The 16,983-nt window shown below is 66.5% G+C and carries 10 protein-coding genes; 4 read left to right on the top strand and 6 right to left on the bottom strand.

From position 1 onward, the window contains the following. Positions 1 to 307 precede the first annotated feature (307 nt). Positions 308 to 2,200: an ATP-binding protein gene (locus LZ017_RS03705; protein ID WP_241298671.1), complete on the top strand. Its 1,893-nt coding sequence runs from the start codon at positions 308 to 310 to the stop codon at positions 2,198 to 2,200. Next, positions 2,193 to 3,536: a sigma-54 dependent transcriptional regulator gene (locus LZ017_RS03700; protein ID WP_241298670.1), complete on the top strand. Its 1,344-nt coding sequence runs from the start codon at positions 2,193 to 2,195 to the stop codon at positions 3,534 to 3,536. Before LZ017_RS03705 ends, LZ017_RS03700 begins: the two co-directional genes overlap by 8 nt. Positions 3,537 to 3,560: 24 nt before the next feature. Here LZ017_RS03700 and LZ017_RS03695 read toward each other — a convergent pair whose 3' ends face one another. Continuing rightward, a complete protein-coding gene (locus tag LZ017_RS03695) occupies positions 3,561 to 4,529 on the bottom strand; it encodes an amino acid ABC transporter substrate-binding protein (protein WP_241298669.1) in 969 nt (322 codons plus the stop codon). Between the two features lie 97 nt (positions 4,530 to 4,626). After that, positions 4,627 to 6,627 carry a sigma-54-dependent Fis family transcriptional regulator gene (locus LZ017_RS03690; protein WP_241298668.1) on the bottom strand — a complete coding sequence of 667 codons (2,001 nt, stop codon included), beginning with the start codon at positions 6,625 to 6,627 and terminating at the stop codon, positions 4,627 to 4,629. 342 nt (positions 6,628 to 6,969) lie between these two features. Here LZ017_RS03690 and LZ017_RS03685 point away from each other — a divergent pair, with 342 nt between their 5' ends. Next, the gene (locus LZ017_RS03685) at positions 6,970 to 8,490 is read left to right on the top strand and encodes an aldehyde dehydrogenase family protein (RefSeq protein ID WP_241298667.1); all 1,521 of its coding nucleotides are present in this window, start codon (positions 6,970 to 6,972) and stop codon (positions 8,488 to 8,490) included. A 246-nt stretch (positions 8,491 to 8,736) separates the two neighbouring features. Next, complete coding sequence (locus LZ017_RS03680; RefSeq protein WP_241298666.1) at positions 8,737 to 9,804, top strand: porin; 1,068 nt, start codon at positions 8,737 to 8,739, stop codon at positions 9,802 to 9,804. 60 nt (positions 9,805 to 9,864) lie between these two features. Here the strand turns inward: LZ017_RS03680 and LZ017_RS03675 are convergent, their stop codons facing one another. The 4 genes from LZ017_RS03675 to LZ017_RS03660 form a co-directional block, all read right to left on the bottom strand. Beyond that, a complete protein-coding gene (locus tag LZ017_RS03675; protein WP_241298725.1) occupies positions 9,865 to 10,860 on the bottom strand; it encodes a BtrH N-terminal domain-containing protein in 996 nt (331 codons plus the stop codon). Positions 10,861 to 10,862: 2 nt separating this feature from the next. Continuing rightward, complete coding sequence (locus LZ017_RS03670; RefSeq protein WP_241298665.1) at positions 10,863 to 11,411, bottom strand: PadR family transcriptional regulator; 549 nt, start codon at positions 11,409 to 11,411, stop codon at positions 10,863 to 10,865. Positions 11,412 to 11,941: 530 nt separating this feature from the next. Then, a complete protein-coding gene (locus LZ017_RS03665) occupies positions 11,942 to 12,418 on the bottom strand; it encodes a hypothetical protein (RefSeq protein WP_241298664.1) in 477 nt (158 codons plus the stop codon). Positions 12,419 to 12,582: 164 nt separating this feature from the next. Then, positions 12,583 to 16,512 carry an RHS repeat-associated core domain-containing protein gene (locus LZ017_RS03660; protein ID WP_241298663.1) on the bottom strand — a complete coding sequence of 1,310 codons (3,930 nt, stop codon included), beginning with the start codon at positions 16,510 to 16,512 and terminating at the stop codon, positions 12,583 to 12,585. Between the last annotated feature and the right edge of the window lie 471 nt (positions 16,513 to 16,983).

Here is a 16,983-nt window from a genome sequence, read left to right as displayed (position 1 = left end):
CTGAAAAAGTATCTCCATTGAAACCCCAGCTTCCAGATTGAGACGGCTCGCGCCGTGATGGCATGACGTTCGCAACCCCTGTGCCAGTTGAGCCAACTCAAGGGTAATCACCGAGAAATCCGGCGCTGAATGCCCTCTTTGGGCATCCGCGGACCCGCCAGAGCCCGCTGGGGCCCGGCAAACAGGGCGGAAATCCGCACTCGGCCCACAAAGCCGGTGCGGGATTCCGCAAGACCCGGCACGGCGCTACGCCGTTGCTCACAGCGGCGGCCGGATTGGGCACACTACGAGCCCCGCGCGCCCCAACATGCTCCACCTCGCCCGCCTCGCCGACCTGAAGACCGCCCTGGCCCGCCGCCTGAGCCGGCCCAGCTTCTTCATCTACGTGACCGCCGGCCTCATGGTGCTGGGCTTGGTGCTGGGCCAGCGCCTGAGCCAGAGCGCGGGCATGTCGCACCTGGCCGCGCTGGCCAGCGAGCGGCTGGAGCTTTATGCCTCCAACCTGGAGGCCGAGCTGGGCCGCCATGCCTCGCTGCCGGCGATGCTGGCGATCGACCCGCTGGTGCAGGCCCTGCTGGACAACCCCGCCGACACCGGCCTGCGCCGCCGCGCCGACCAGTGGCTGGCGCGCGTGAACGTGCGCGCGGGCACGATGCAGATCTTCATCGCCAGCCCCGACGGCCAGATGCTGGCCGCCAGCGACGACAGCCCGCCTCCGTCGCGGCTGCCGGCGGCGATCGCGCAGGACCTGCGCCACTTCTTCGCCAGCGACACGCGCACCGCCACCATGGACTACTACCTGCTGCAGCCGCTGTGGCGCGACGAGCAGCTGCGCGGCGTGATCGTCGTGCGCGTGAGCCTGGCGCCGCTGGAGGCCACCTGGGTGGACCTGGGGCTGCGCAGCCAGGGCGAGAAGCTGTTGGTCGCCGACGAGCAGGACGTGATCATCATGAGCTCGGTGCCGGCCTGGAAGTACTTCGTGATGGGCGAGGCCGACGAGGACCAGCGCCAGGTCTTGCGCGCCAGCGGCCGCTATCCGCCGACCTCGCTGCAGAGCATGGGCATCCCGGCGGGGCTGCCGGCCGGCGGCGAGGGCAGCCTGGTGCGCGTGCCACCGACCAGCGCCCACGAGACCGTCAGCGCGCGCGTGCAGGGCCCTCAGCTGCTTGCGCAGGAACGCCTGCTGGTGCCGCTGGGGCTGCGGCTGGTGGCACTGTCCGACCCCACCGAGGTCTGGCGCCAGGCGCGCCAGGCGGGCTGGAGCGGCGCGGCCTTTGGCGCGGCGCTGGGACTGCTGGCGCTCTACCTGGCCTCGCGGCGGCGCGCGCTGCACCAACTCTTCCAAGCCAAGACCGAGCTGCAGCAGGCCCATGCGCAGCTGGAGCGCATCGTGGACCACCGCACGGCCGAACTGCGCAGCGCCAACGCCGAGCTCAAGCGCCAGATCGCGCAGCGCATCCAGGCCGAGGACGAGCTGGTGCAGGCCGGCAAGCTGGCCGTGCTGGGCCAGATGTCGGCCGGCATCTCGCACGAGGTCAACCAGCCCCTCACCGCGCTGCGCGCGCTGGCGCGCAATTCTCAGCGCCTGCTGGAAGTCGGCCGGCCGCAGGCGGTGGCCGACAACCTGAAGACCATGGACGAGATGGTCGAGCGCATGGGCCTGATCACGCGCCAGCTGAAGAGCTTCGCGCGCAAGGCCGAGCTGGTGATGGCGCCGATCTCGCTGCGCGACGCGGTGCGCAACGCGCAGCTGCTGCTGCAGCACCGGCTGCGCGAGCTGGACGTCGAGCTGCGAGTGGAGATCCCCGAGGGCCTGCGCGTGAGCTGCGACGGCAACCGGCTGGAACAGGTGCTGGTCAACCTGATGGGCAATGCGATCGACGCGATGGCGCGCGAGCCGCAGCGCGTGCTGCGCGTGGCCACCACCGAGCAGGACCAGGGCCGGCGCGTGCTGGTGCGCGTGACCGACACCGGCGCGGGCATGAGCGACGCGCAGATGGCCCACCTGTTCGAACCCTTCTTCACCACCAAGCCCGCCGGCGAAGGCCTGGGGCTGGGCCTGGTGATCTCATCGAAAATCGTCCATGAATTCGGCGGCAGCCTGCGCGCGGAGCGACTCGAGCAAGGCATGAGCTTCGAGTTCGACCTGGCCGTGTCCAGCTGGACCGCCCCCGACCCCCACGAGGAAGAGCATGTTTGAGGGATACCGTATCGTCTTCGTCGAGGACGACGCCCCGGTCCGTATCAGCCTGACCCAGACCCTGGAACTGGAGGGCTTCGCGGTGCAGCCCTGCCGCAGCGCCGAGGAGGCCCTGCCCCACATCCAGGCCGGCGCCCAGCTGATCGTCATCACCGACGTGCGCCTGCCGGGCATGGACGGGCTGGCGCTGTTGGAGCACACCGTGGGCACCGACGCCGGCATCCCGGTGATCCTGATCACCGCGCATGGCGACGTGGCGATGGCGGTGCAGGCCATGCGCAGCGGCGCCTATGACTTCATCGAGAAGCCCTTCGCCCCGGAGCGCCTGGTGGACACGGCCCGGCGCGCGCTGGACCTGCGCACGCTGCGCAACGCTGCCGACGAGTTGCGCCAGCAGCTGCAGCGCGCCAGCGGCATCGAGGCGGCGTTGCTGGGCACCTCCGCGGTGATGCAACAGCTGCGGCGCCAGATCCTCAACCTCGCCTCCACCTCGGCGGACGTGATGATCCTGGGCGAGACCGGCACCGGCAAGGAGCTGGTGGCGCGCTGCCTGCACGACCAGAGCGCGCGACGCGACCGCAACTTCGTCGCGATCAACTGCGGCGGCCTGCCCGAAGCCTTGTTCGAGAGCGAACTGTTCGGCCACGAGCCGGGTTCGTTCACCTCGGCGGCGAAGCGGCGCATCGGCAAGATCGAGCACGCCAACGGCGGCACGCTGCTGCTGGACGAGATCGAGACCATGCCCATCCCGCTGCAGATCAAGCTGCTGCGCGTGCTGCAGGAGCGCCGCGTCGAGCGCCTGGGCTCCAACGAGGAGATGCCCATCAACGTGCGCTTCATCGCCGCGAGCAAGGCCGACCTGAAGGAGATGGGTGAACAGGGCCGCTTCCGCAGCGACCTCTACTACCGCCTCAACATCGCCACGCTGCAGCTGCCGCCGCTGCGCGAGCGGCGCGAGGACATCCCGCTGCTGTTCCAGCACTTCGTCGCGCAGGCCTGCGCGCGCTACGAACGCAGCGCGCCGGAGCTGACGCCCGAGCGGCTGCGCGACCTGATGGCGCACGACTGGCCGGGCAATGTGCGCGAGATCCGCAACGCCGCCGACCGCTTCGTGCTCGCGCTGGACGACCTGGACAGCGGCGCCGCGCTGCAGGAGGTGCCGCCGGCGCTGAACCTCGCACGCCAGATGGACCTGGTGGAGAAGACCCTCATCGAGCAGGCGCTGCGCCGCACGCAAGGCAAGATCCCCGCCACCATGGAACTGCTGGGCATCGCCAAGAAGACGCTGTACGACAAGCTGCACCGCCACGGCATCCAGCTGGAGACCTTCCGCTGAACGCGTGAGCACCGCCGCCCGGCGCTAGCGGTAGGCGGCCGGATCGGGGCTGTCAGTGGGCCGGGCGATGACGCGCTTGAAGGCTTCGCTCATCGGCATGCGCAGGTTCACGCCATACGGAGGGATGGGCGATTCGAACCAGCGCTTGTAGATGGCGTGAATTTCGCCGCTGCGGTACAGCGCCACCAGCACCTCGTCGACCATCTTTTTGAAGCCGGGGTCGTCGCGGTTCATGCCGATGCCATAGGGCTCCAGCGTCAGGGCCTTGTCGGAGATCTCATAGGCCTCGCCCGGCGTGCTGAGCGCCACCTGGGCCACCTGGCTGCGCAGCAGCACATCGTCCATCATGAAGGCGGTGGCGCGGCCGCTGCGCAGCAACTGGAAGGCCTCGGGGTCGTCCAGCCCGGCAAGGATGCGCAGGTTCAGGCCCTGCTGCTCGTTGGCACGGGCAAGGAACTGGATGCTGGTCGTGCCGATGGTCGAGGCCACCGGTTTGCCGCGCAGCTCCTCCAGGCTCTGCACGCGCTCGCCGGCGCGGGTCAGCAGCTTGGTCTCGGCGACGAACATGGTGATGGAGAAGGCCTGGCTCCTGGCTCGCTCGGCGGTGTTGGTGGTGATGCCGCACTCCAGGTCCAGCGTGCCGTTGGCCATCAGCGGCAGCCGCGTGGCGGAGCTCACCGCGATGCGCTTGACCTCCAGGTCGGGCAGGCGCAGGCGCTGCTTGAGCGCGCCGACGACGCGCTCGCACAGCTCGACCGAGTAGCCGATGGGCTTGAGGTTGGAGTCCAGGTAGGAGAACGGCGGCGACGCGGGCCGGTAGCCCATCACGATCACGCCGGTTTCGCGGATGCGCGTCAGCGACGGCCCCTCCCCCGTCGGCGACGCCGACGCGGCCGCCATCCCCGCAAGCGTCAGCAGCAGCGACCACAACAGGCGGCCGCGGGCGGGCAATGCGGGCGAGGACAGGAGTCGATGGGAGAGCGGCCGGAACATGGACGTCGGCCCGCGCCGCAGCGGCGCGAGTCGGCAAACGCAAAGCGTGCGATTGTCGCCATCCTGGCCGGCCGTGCGCACCGGCACTTCCCCCGATTCAGTGATGCGACGTTGTACGCAGTTCACGCAACTTGCGGTAGAGGGTGTTGCGGCTGATGCCCAGCCGCCGCGCCGCTTCCGACACGTTGCCGCCGCTGTCCTGCAGCGCCGCCTCGACGCTGCGCAGTGCCTGCCGGCGCAGGTCCGCGGCGGGCGGCGGTTCGCGCTCGGCGGACGCCCCCGCGCCCTGAAGCGCCTGCAGCTCGTCGCAGAGGTCGTCGGGCAGATGGGCCCAGTCGATCAGCGATTCGGCCTCGTCCAGCAGTGCGCAGGCCGTGCGCAGCACGTTGTCGAGCTGACGCAGATTGCCCGGCCAGCGATAGGCGGCAAAGGCCTGCATCAGCGCCGGCTCCAGCGCCAGCGCGCGCCCGGGCGCCAGCTCGGCCAGCCGGCGCTGCACCAGCAAGGCCAGATCGCTGCGTTCGCGCAGCGGCGGCAGCTGCAGCGCCAGCCCGTTGAGGCGGTAGTACAGGTCCTCGCGGAAGCGGCCGGCCGCCACCTCGTCGCGCAGCTGCCGGTGGGTGGCGCAGACCAGCGCGAAATCGACCGCCACCGGCTTGCCCCCGCCCAGCGGCAGCACCTGGCGCTCCTGCAGCACGCGCAGCAGCCGCGCCTGCATGGACAAGGGCATGTCGCCGATCTCGTCGAGGAAGAGCGTGCCGCCGTGGGCTTCGCGGATGCGTCCCGGCGCCCCCTCGCGCGCCGCGCCGGTGAAGGCGCCACCGCGGTAGCCGAAGAGCTCGGCCTCGATCAGCCCTTCGGGCATGGCCGCGCAGTTGACCGCGACAAACGGCCCGTCGCCGCGCGGGCCGGCCGCGTGCAGCGCACGCGCGAAGACGTCCTTGCCCACGCCCGACTCGCCCTGCAGCAGCAGCGCGATGGGTTTGCCCAGCACGCGCCGCGCCCGGCCCACGGCGCGCGCCATCGCGGCGTCGCCGCTGTCCAGCGCAGCCAGCGCATCGCGCTCCACCGGAGCCGGGCGTGCCGCGGCCTCGACGGCCGGCGCTGGCGCCGGCGCGGGGGCGGTGCGCAGGGCGGCCGCCGCCACGCCATGGCGCAAGGTGCGCCCCGGCTCCACGGCCATCCACAGCGGCCCGCCCTGCGGCAGCGGCAGCTGGCGTGGCGTGCCCAGCGCCGCGAGCGGCCCCCCCAGCAACTCCTCCAGGCCCAGCCCCAGCACGCGTTCCGCGCGCGTCGCGCCGATTGCGGTGCGCGACAGCCCCAGCAAGGCCAAGGCCACGCTGTTGGCGCCGATGATCCAGCCGTCTTCGGACAGCGCCAGCAGTCCTTCGGTGACCGTGCCCAGCCCTTCGCGCTGTGCGTGCAGGCGCAGCCGCAGGCCCGCGCCATGGCGGGCCTCGAAGAGCTGGTGCTCGATCATGCGCGCGCCGGAGCGCACCAGCCCCAGCGTGTGGCGGTGGTAGCCGCGCCGGTCGCCGGAGATGTCCAGCGCCCCCAGCAGCGCGCCGCCGGGGTCGACGATGGGCGCCGCCGCGCAGGTCAGAAAGGCGTTGCGGTCCAGGTAGTGCTCGGCCCCGTGGACCACCACCGGCGAGCCGTCGGCCAGCGCCGTGCCGATGGCGTTGGTGCCCCGCCACTGCTCGCTCCAGATCGCGCCGGGGCGCAGCGCAACCCGTGCCGCGCGGTCGGCAAAACCATCGTCGCCCAGCGCATGCAACAGCATGCCCTGGGGATCGGACAGGATCACCAGGCTGTCGCTGTGCTGGATTTGCTCGTTGAGAAATGCCATCACCGGCCGCGCATGCGACACCAGCGCGCGCCGCTCCTCCAGCGCGCGCGCCAGCTGCGGCCCGGACGCATGCGGCGCGCCCGGCATGCGCCCCAGCGGCTGCAGCCCGTGCTCGCGGCTGCGGTCCCAGCTGCGCGCCAGCTCGGGCGGAATCAGCCCCGGGGCGAGGCTGCCCTGTTCCAGCCATTGGCGGCGCGCTTCGCGGACGCGCTCCGGAGCCAGGCGGGGCGTGGTGGGCCGTGCTTGCATGGCGATGTCTCCTGTTCGGCCCGTGGTCGGGCTCTGCGCCACGAACGATGGCGCGAACCGCAAGGCTAGCAGCCAGGGGCCCCCGCCGGCGCATTTCCGATCAAACCCACGCAAACAGCGCCCACGCTGTTCCATTTCGTGACAGTTGTCCGTTCCCGCTGTGCCGCCAAGCCTGTGCCACGCGGCGCCGCCGACCGTGAGGACCGGGCGCCGTGGCACGCGGTTTCGCGGCAAACCCGCGTCACCCGGCGCAAAGACCGGGCTGGCACGCGACTCGCTATGCCTGTGCCGAGTCCGCGCGACAGCTGCGCCGCGGGCCAACCCCATACAGGAGACAGACCCATGCTTTACGCCGCCCCTGGCACCCCCGGCGCCAAGATCACCTACAAGCCCCGCTACGACAACTTCATCAACGGCCAGTTCGTGCCGCCGGTGGAGGGCCGCTACTTCGACGTCGTGACGCCGATCAATGGCCAGGCCTACACCCAGGCCGCGCGCTCCAGCGAAGCCGACATCGAGCGCGCGCTGGACGCCGCACACGCCGCGTCCGCCAAATGGGCCGCGACGCCGCCGGCCGAGCGCGCCAATGTGCTGCTGAAAATCGCCGACCGCATCGAGCAGAACCTGGAGCTGCTGGCCTATGCCGAGACGGTGGACAACGGCAAGCCCATCCGCGAGACGCTGAACGCCGACATCCCGCTGTGCGTCGACCACTTCCGCTACTTCGCCGGCTGCGTGCGCGCCCAGGAAGGCGCGCTCAGCGAGATCGACCACCACACCATCGCCTACCACTTCCACGAGCCGCTGGGCGTGGTCGGCCAGATCATCCCGTGGAATTTCCCGCTGCTGATGGCGGCCTGGAAGCTGGCCCCGGCGCTGGGCGCGGGCAACTGCGTGGTGCTCAAGCCGGCCGAGTCCACGCCGGTGAGCATCCTGGTGCTGGCCGAGCTGATCGCCGACCTGCTGCCGCCCGGCGTGCTGAACATCGTCAACGGCTACGGCAAGGAAGCCGGCATGCCGCTGGCCACCAGCAAGCGCATCGCCAAGATCGCGTTCACCGGCTCCACCGCCACCGGCAAGGTGATCGCCCAGGCCGCGGCGGGCAACCTGATCCCGGCCACGCTGGAGCTGGGCGGCAAGAGCCCCAACGTCTTCTTCGATGACGTGATGAACGCCGACGACGACTTCCTGGACAAGGCCATCGAAGGCCTGGTGCTGTTCGCCTTCAACCAGGGCGAGGTCTGCACCTGCCCCAGCCGCGCGCTGATCCAGGAATCCATCTACGACCGCTTCGTCGAGCGCGCGCTCAAGCGCGTCGCCGCGATCAAGCAGGGCAGCCCGCTGGACACCGACACCATGATGGGCGCCCAGGCCTCGGCGATGCAGATGGACAAGATCATGAGCTATCTGGCGCTGGGCAAGGAAGAAGGCGCTCAACTGCTGTGCGGCGGCGAGCGCGCCCAGCTGGGCGGCGACCTGGCCGGCGGCTACTACATCCAGCCGACGCTGTTCAAGGGCCACAACAAGATGCGCATCTTCCGCGAGGAGATCTTCGGCCCGGTGCTGGCCGTGACCACCTTCAAGGACGAGGCCGAGGCGCTGCAGATCGCCAACGACACGCCCTACGGCCTGGGCGCCGGCGTGTGGACGCGCGACGGCAGCCGCGCCTACCGCATGGGCCGCGCCATCCAGGCCGGCCGCGTGTGGACCAATTGCTACCACGCCTACCCGGCGCACGCCGCCTTCGGCGGCTACAAGGAATCCGGCATCGGCCGCGAAACCCACAAGGCCATGCTGGACCACTACCAGCAGACCAAGAACCTGCTCGTGAGCTATTCGCCCAACGCGCTGGGCTTCTTCTAAATGCCCCCGCGGGGCGGAGCCGATCCGCCCCATCCTGCAACCCGGTGCCGCTTCGGCGGCGCCGGGTTTTTTTGCGCGTCCCGGGCGTGGCCGGCACCGCATCCCCACAGGACCGCTCACGCTCGTTGATCCCCCAAATCCGCCGAATCGCGCCTTCGCCGATTTTGGCCGCCTGACAAGGGCCGGTCATCGACGCTCTCTAGAGTGCTCGCCGTTGTTCCTTCCCTATCTACAACGGAGTAATCGATGAAGAGCAAGCATGTGGGCGCACTGGCGCTGATGGCGACCGGCGCGCTCGCCGGCCAGGCGCAGGCCCAGGTCACGATCTATGGCCTGGTCGACGCGGCGGTGCAGACCACCAGCGGCCAGCCGGGCGGCCAGGCCAATCGCCTGATCTCGGGCGGCATCCAGGGCAGCCGCTACGGCTTCAAGGGCAGCGAGGACCTGGGCGGTGGACTCAAGGTCGTGTTCGAACTGGAGAACCAGTTCGCGGTGGACACCGGCGCCAACAAGAGCAGCGCCCAGTCCTTCTCGCGCAAAGCGCTGGTCGGACTGTCCGGCGACTTCGGCAAGGTCACGGTCGGCCGCCAGACCACGGTTTCCTACGACGCGCAGTCGGACCTGGACCCGGTGCAGTTCGCCAACTTCACGCCGCTGGGCAACAGCGGCGATGCGCCGGCGCTCAAGTTCGCCGACTACCAGGTGGTCAATGCGCGCCGCGACAACGCGGTCAAGTACAGCCTGGAGACCAACGGCCTGCTGGTGGGCGCCATGGTCGCCCTGGGCGAGCAGGCGGGCAGCACCCGCGCAGGCAGCAGCCTGGGCCTGCGCGTGGGCTACAGCGGCGGCGGCTTCAGCGCCCAGGCCGCCTACGACGAGACGCGCGACAACGCCAGTGCCAAGGCCACCGGCCTGACCCTGGGCGGCAGCTACACGCTGGGCGACTTCACCGCCTACCTGGGCACCGCCCAGGTGAAGAACGACTTCCAGTCCGCCGGCGGTTTCGGTCGCAAGAACACCGTGTGGTGGCTGGGCGGCCGCTATGCGCTGACGCCCCAGTTCGCGCTGCATCTGGCCTACTACGATCAAAAGCAAACCGGCACCACCAATGCCAAGGGCGTGGCCACGCCGGACGGCAACGGCAAGGCGCGCACTTATTCGCTGCTGGCCGACTACCTGCTGTCCAAGCGCAGCGATGTCTACATCGCGCTGCAGAGCACCCAGCTGAAGGACGGCATGATCGCGCAGATGGCCGCCAACGGCACCAGCAGCACCGTCACCACCGTGCTGGCCGGGATGCGGCACAAGTTCTGAGCGCAGCCCGAGCGCCAGGATGCAGGCCCCCATCGACCGGGGGCCGGCGGCCATGCCCGCTCAGTCGCCGACGCGGCTGAGCCGCTGCATGGCCGCCACCTCGAGGTCGGCGACCTGGGTGCACAGGCCGGCAGCCTCGTGGAGCGACTTCGCGTCCTGTTGCGCACCGGCCCGGCCGATGAGATCCGCGATGGCCGTCCATCCCGCGGCGGCTTCGCCGAAGAGGCCTTCGGCCTCTCGCAGCAAGCGCTGGTCCTGTGGCAATAGGTCCCGCGCCTCGGCCAGGAAGTCCCGGTAGAAATTGCGAAAGATCGCGCCGCCGGTGCCCGCGCGCTCCATCATCAGCGCCGTTTGCGCAAGATCCTGCTCCGGGCTCTTGCTGAGTTTCAGCCATGTCGGCAGCGACGCCGCCATCTTGCGAATGCCCAGATAGGACGCGCCCTGGAACGGCGGGTTCAGGTAGGCCTCGGCATTGGCGCCGATCGCGGCGCGGACCGCGCCGGGCAGATCGACCGGCTTCGCCGGCGCCGTGATGGTCCAGCTCCTGGCGCGCGCCGCCATCGGGCCCTTGGCGAAGCGGGCCTCTTCCACCCTGGACCGCGGTGCGCGCTGCAGCGTGCCCTGCTGGACCGTGTCCACCACCAGCACCTCGGACTCGTCGAATCCATAGGCGGCGACGAAATGGCCCGCGAAGTGCACGGGATGGCTGAAGTAGTCGAGGTAATAGCAGTCCAGCTGCAGGCCGACCGGCGTCCCGCGCAGGATGGGCTCCTCCAGGTTCGCCCAGGCCTTGGGCTTGGAGCCCGTCTCGGCCGCGTCACAGGTGGCACCGATGTTGCGGCACAGGCTGAGCGTCAGTTCGAAGGGCTTCACGCGCCCGCCGACGAAGGGCAGCGGCAGCGCGGCCAGATTCAGGAAGATGAAGCTCAACCCTTCCCCCAGGCCGAAGAGCATGGGCTCGGAAAGCACCACCCCTGCCGCCTTGAGCAGCGTGCCCGTGGTCACGGTTTCGCAGTGTTGGCCCGCCATGGGCTCGAAGCCCTCGATCTTGTGCATGCTCACGACTTGTCTCCGTTGATGGAAATCTGGGCCAGGTGCTCGGCCATGCGCAGCTCGTGCGCCAGCCCCTGCAACACGTACTCGAACAGCAGCGTGGCCGAACGCGGCTCCTTCCCGCTGTCCTGCAGCGGTCGCCGCACCTTCTCGACCTGGGCGCACCGGTCCCGCAGAACGGCCTGGCGCTGGTCCAGCAAGGCCGCGAGGCGCTTCGCCGACAGAGCGCCGCTGAAGGCCAGCGCCAGCTTGAAGGCGGGCGACTGCTCCTTCGCATGGACCAGCGCGTCGCCGAGGTGGCGGCGAAGCACGCTGCGCCCCTCGGCGCTGAGGGAATACAAAGAACCGGCCGGTCCCCGGCCGTTCTTCTCCAGGTCAGGCACCGAAGCCGCCAGGCCCGACCGGCACAGCTTTCTGAGATTGTTGTAAACGCTCGAAGCGCTCAGGCCCGCCCACTCGTTCATCCCGCGTTCGGCCACCAGCGTCAGCACGCGATAGCCGGACGCGGGACCCACCTCGTCGAGCAGGCCCAGGATGGCGAACTCGGTGTCCAAAAGTGTCTCTTCACTCATTCTTCAATAGTACATGATTGCAATATTAAAGAAGTTGAACATTGAAACACCGAGTCGGCGTCAGCCCTCGCAAGGCTCAGACGCACGACTCCTGGGGGTTCGCGGACCACGGCCCCAGGGCACGTGTGGCGGTGGATGCGTTCAGGCTTGGAGTTCGAGGCCGCGACCGCTTCAAGCGGGGCACTCATGCAGCGGCTGGACTCTGGGCTGTGTGACCGAGGCACCGCAATGGATGCTCAAGTCGTTCGCCACGACTTCAACGGGCGATGGCTGGCGCAATGCGCCTCTTGAGGTGCCGCCCCCGAGGAGCGAGTTCGTCGTACTGGCAGGCTTTTTCCCCTAGGCGCAACGCTGGCTTGTAGTTGTCCTGACGGGCCTCCTGTCTTTCTTGGCAATTTGCCATAGAAGCGAATCTAGCCCCAATATGGCGATTCGCAGACCTTCGAACTATTAAAAGAAATGAGATCTGAGACTGCCCTTCAGATCCAGTCCAGGCGCAAGCCCCAGGAGATTTAGAAAATTTTTGTCGACGATTTGCCGCGAATTTTGACTCTGGAAAAAATTCCCTTTTCAGAGTCCAAGTAGCAAGTAAGACCTTTCAATTCCATTAAATCCCCGGTGGCAAATTTTGTCGCACGCATGCGAGGAATATAAAAATCGACCACACCCACTCCCTCAACAACGGTAAGGCTATACCAGCTTCCGCCCTGATCAGCAGGAGACTGCACAATCAGCTGCGCTGCCTTCCGTCCCTTATAACGCTCACGCACAACCGGGGCCGCCTCAAGTGTTAGTCCAGCGTACTGATACTTTGATTTTTCATCAATCACCTTAGGGAGCGCAATTGGAATATCCAAAAAAAACTCCGATCCATCACCCCCAGAAATACAGAAAAAATTTACCTCCCCGCACTCAAAATATTTAAACCGATCAAGTACCAGATGCCTTCTCCCCAACATTTCCCCTATGCCGGAGCGCTCGTCGAACAACTGCAATCCAATCACACCATCCCCAATGAATAAACCACCAGCATACGCAGGACAAACGTAATTTTACCGATACCTTGCCTGAGCCTCGGCGGCAAACAATGAAATCAAAATTATCAACATATCCCCTGCGTATAAAAAAGCGCTAGCCATCTTTGCCTTGCGACTCATTTCTTTGCCCCATCCGAAATCTTGATCAATTCTTTCACTGCAGGATCAAACCATTTATTGTGTCCATCTCCAGCACGAAATGGCATTAGCTTGAACTCCCGTGCCAAATGAATTGATTCATGCGCCGCCACCTCTTTAAGGCTTTGACTCGAGTTTTTTTCGATATTTTTCGAAAAGAAATTAATTCCAGGCTGACCTGACGAGTATCCCGCTTCCGCCATTCTTCCATCACCACCACCCTTCGACAGCAGATCGACGGTCGACTCCTTAAGAATGCCCGCAATCTCTTTGCCCGTCACCTCGCCCTTGTTACCGGCCGCATCTTGCTGCAAGCTGAATTTCGTTTCCGCATTGGCCAGCGCTCCCTTATATGCTGTAGTGAGCGCGGATTCAATTTTACCGATTTGCGTCTTCTGGGCATCTGAAAGCTTCGTTCTGTCAATCGCCTTTCCGTCTACCAGATCGACTGTACATTTGGCGTCGTCGCCAGTGCCGGAACATTTGAGCCCGTCAGGATCTTTATAACGCAGCGGATTATTCTCGGTGTAAACGTACCTTCCAAATCCATTTCCCGTATTGGTGTCCGTAACGATGGGGTCCACAGATAGGAACCTCCCCGCAATCGGATCGTAGTACCGCTGCTGCATATACACCAGATCCGTTTCCGCATCATTCACGTGCCCCGTAAAGCCAATCACGCTGGTTGCCGCACCGGGCTTGGTGCCTGCGGCCGTGTAACCATAGGGTTCATAACGGGTGCGGTTCATCAGCGAACCCAAGGCGTTGGTATGCGCTACCGGACTGCCCAGGGTGTCCGTATGCACATACTGGTCACCGGTTGCGGAACTGCTTTCTGCAATCTGCTTGCCACCCAGATAGATATAGGCGGTGCTGCTAGGCGGGCGGGCCCCGCCGGCACTGCTGGCCCACAACAACTGCCCGCCTTGGCTGTAAACCTGGATGCGGGTCGAGCCGTCCGTACTGACCAGCCTGATCCGTCGCCCTAGCCCATCGTAGGTATAACTGCCCCCCAGAGATGCGCTGCTGAGTCGGTTGCCAAGGTCGAAGGTGAAGGTCTGCAGCCCCTTGGCGCGCAGATTTCCCGATGCGTCGTAGCTGTAGTTCGTCGTACCGCCGTTCGTCACCATGCTGACGAGGCGATTGGTGGTGTCGTAATTCATGAGACTGTTGCGGACGCCGACCACCGCGGAGCGCAGGTTGTCCACCGGGTCGTAGCCATAGCTGGCGCTGCCCCAGACGTTGGGAGCGCTGGCGCTGGTCAGGCGGTCCAGGCCGTCATAGCCAAGACTCCGGTTGAAGATGCTTTCCTGCAGATCCGCAATGCCGACCACGTTGCCGTTGGCGTCGTAGCTGTACTGGTCGTGGATCACCCCGCCGTCGCGGTTCTGCAAAGGCAGGCCGCGCACGTTGAGGGTCAGCGAGTGCTGGATGCTGTTGCCGTACACGAACCCGGCGACCGCGCCGTTGGGGTGAAAGCTGACCTTGCTGGCGTACGGGCCGAGCTGACGCGCTTGCCCCAGCGCATTTGGGCTGTACGAAAAACTTCGGCCGCCGGGGTAGCTGATGGAACTGAGGCTGCCGTTCGCATCCACGCCCCAGCCAATCACATAGTCCTGGCCACCGAAGTTCAGCACTTCGCTGACGGGAAGACGCAGCCGGTTGTAGCCGTAGGTCCAGGTGCTGCCGTTGCTGACCACGGTCCACGGCAGGCCATCCGGGGTATAGGTTCGCGTGATGCCTGGACTGCCATCGCCGTAACGGGTGCTCTGCAGCTGGTTCTTTGGCGTGTAGCCATAACTGATCTTGGCCTCGGCGCCCACGCTCCCCGTATCGCAGGACAGGGGGTCCGGGAGGTTTTGCCCAGGCGCCCGCCATGCGATGTTGTGCGCCGCGTCATAGTCCTGAACCGTGGCGCCGGACTCGGGGTCGATGGTTTTGCATAGACGCTGACCGCTGTCGTATACATAGCGGCGCGTCACGCTGATGCCCTGGCCGTTGTACACACCGCTACGCGTGATGTTCAGTGGCTTGCCGAACAGGTCTCGGCCAATGACGACCGTCACGCCCTCCGCAGCGCTCACGCCGGCCAGCCGGAACTGCTCCGGATCATCCAGGACCCAGAAGCTGGAGGTGGCGGCGATCCCTCGCGCGTTGGTGTTGCGCGTCTGGAAGCCACCGAGGGCGTCCGTGGTGGAGGACAGAAGGCCCAACTCGCTGTCCGCGTCGCTGCGGTTATTCCGTCCCAAGGCATCGAAGTGGTGGCGCTTGCCTGCGGGCGTCTCATTCACGCTGCCCACGTCGCGCTGGGGGTAGCTCTCGTAGACCGTGCGCCCGTCCGCATCGAAGGCGCGCACGATGACGCTGCGGGTGCCGGCCTCGTCGGAGGCGTCGAAGCGGCGTTGCATCACCGGGCGCCACAGCCCGTCAAAGTAGGTGACCGTGCGTGCATTGCCGCGGCTGAGCGTCTGGCGCCAATGACCTGCCGCCAGACCAAACTCATCAGTGTTCACGGGTTCGAAGACGATGGCGGTGGCGTTGTAGGCCACGGGATCGCCGCTGGGTGGCACGATGAGATTCAAGCGCCCCATGGCGTCGTAGCCATATCCGGTGGTATAGCCCGCGGCATTGGTCAGGCTGGTGATCAGCCCGAGTTCATTGACCACCGCCGACTCACTGCTACCGTCGGCATAGCCAATGTGCTGGGGCAGCCCGCGTTTGTAGCTGGAGTAGGTCGTCGTGTTCCCGGCGCCATCCTTGTGCATGAGCAGAGTCCCGTCCGGGTTGAAGGCATAGCTGGCCTTGAGCTTGCCGAACTCATAGCTGTTCTCGGGTAACGCAGACGCGGGGCTGAAGGTGGTGGCCTCCAGCACGGCATTGGTGCTGGACTCGGAGGTGCTGGCCACCTGGCTCAAAATCCATTTGCCCAAGTGGTCGTGATAAGCGATGAGTTCGCTGCGTTGCAGACCCAAGGTGTTGGAGCGCGTAATGTTCACCGGCCGCGCCAAGGTGTCGAACGCCGTCGCCTCCCAGACAAAACTCACGCCCTGCTGCAAGCGCTCCCGGCGATCCACGGGCCGCCTGCGCTGCGATAGAGGGTTGCTAGTCCTCACCGTGCTGACGCCATAGGAATCGATATAGGGTGACAAGTTCACCGCGCGGTAGCGCAGCAAGGTCGTGCGCAGCGCAGCGCTGCCATCCCAGCCTTCATCAATGCTCAGCTGCTGGGCTTCATTGACGTTGTAGGTGGCGCCATAGGTATAGCGGGTGACTCGCGCCTGAGGGTCGCCGACCAGCACGTGCTTGACGCCGCCACCGCCGTATTGCCACTGGTAAGTCCACCGCAGTTCGACAACACCGGGGCCATGGAGCTGCTTTTCGGCGATCGCCTGCGTCCACCAACGGGAGGGATAGGGATTGAACTTTGCCGTCGACGATTCGTTGCCGAGATTGACACCCACGTACTCGCATTTGCTGGTGGTCTGGTAGCGCTGATGCTCCACCCATCGAGTCACGAAACGCCCCACAGCGCCGGACGGATGAGTCATGCGCCCCACGAAGTCCGGCGGTGGAGGATAGACCGGGTAGTCGCTGCAATAGTTGGTGTCGCCGAGGTTCCAACCGCCCACGCGGGTGTCCAGCCCTTCCAGGTCAAAAAGCCATTGGCTGGAATCCGGCAAGACCAACGATTTCAGGCTTCCTTCGCCGTCGTAGCGATAGCGCCAGGTACGGACGCCATCGCTCACCATTGCTATCCGCGCCACGTCTGATCCCGAAGACGACGGCTCATAGCTCAGGCTCAACCGGCGGCCATCGCTGGCCTCGATGTGCAGCAGCTGCCATGGGTTCGCGGCATCGTAGGTGTAGCGCACCCAGTTGCCGAACCGGTCGGTGATCAGCGTGGGCATCAGCCAGAATTCACTTCGACCCATGCTTCCGCCCAAGTCCTCCAACGCCGCGATCGACCGGGACGCCAGCCAATCGAAGCGGTAATGAGTACCCGCTGGGCTGAGCGCCACGAACCCTTCACCAACCCCATTGGCAATGCGATCCAGACAGCGTAGGAACCAGTTGCCCGCCGCGGACAGCGGATAGGCTTGGCCGTCCGATGGCGACGGCACCGAGTTTCCAAGGCTATACAGGACCTCCAGGTTCTCAGCGCCAGGGGCGAGGAGATATACGCCACCCCAGAAGGCCCGCGGACTGAAGGACGGGGATCCCACCCCCCCCCACCTCGGACCTGGGCAGCCCCAGAGCGGAACACCGCGCGGCACTGTCCTGCTTTCCGACCCAGCCCTTTCGCGTGGACCCCGTGCTGTAGAGCCGAGGAACATCGCTCTCCCAATCGCCAAAGTGCCCGCGAATGCCGCTGCTCCAGC

This window comes from Pelomonas sp. CA6 (genome assembly GCF_022549225.1).
GTDB lineage: Bacteria > Pseudomonadota > Gammaproteobacteria > Burkholderiales > Burkholderiaceae_C > Roseateles.
The sequence above is the reverse complement of the archived record's forward strand: the minus strand, read 5'-3'. Positions and strand labels throughout refer to the sequence as shown.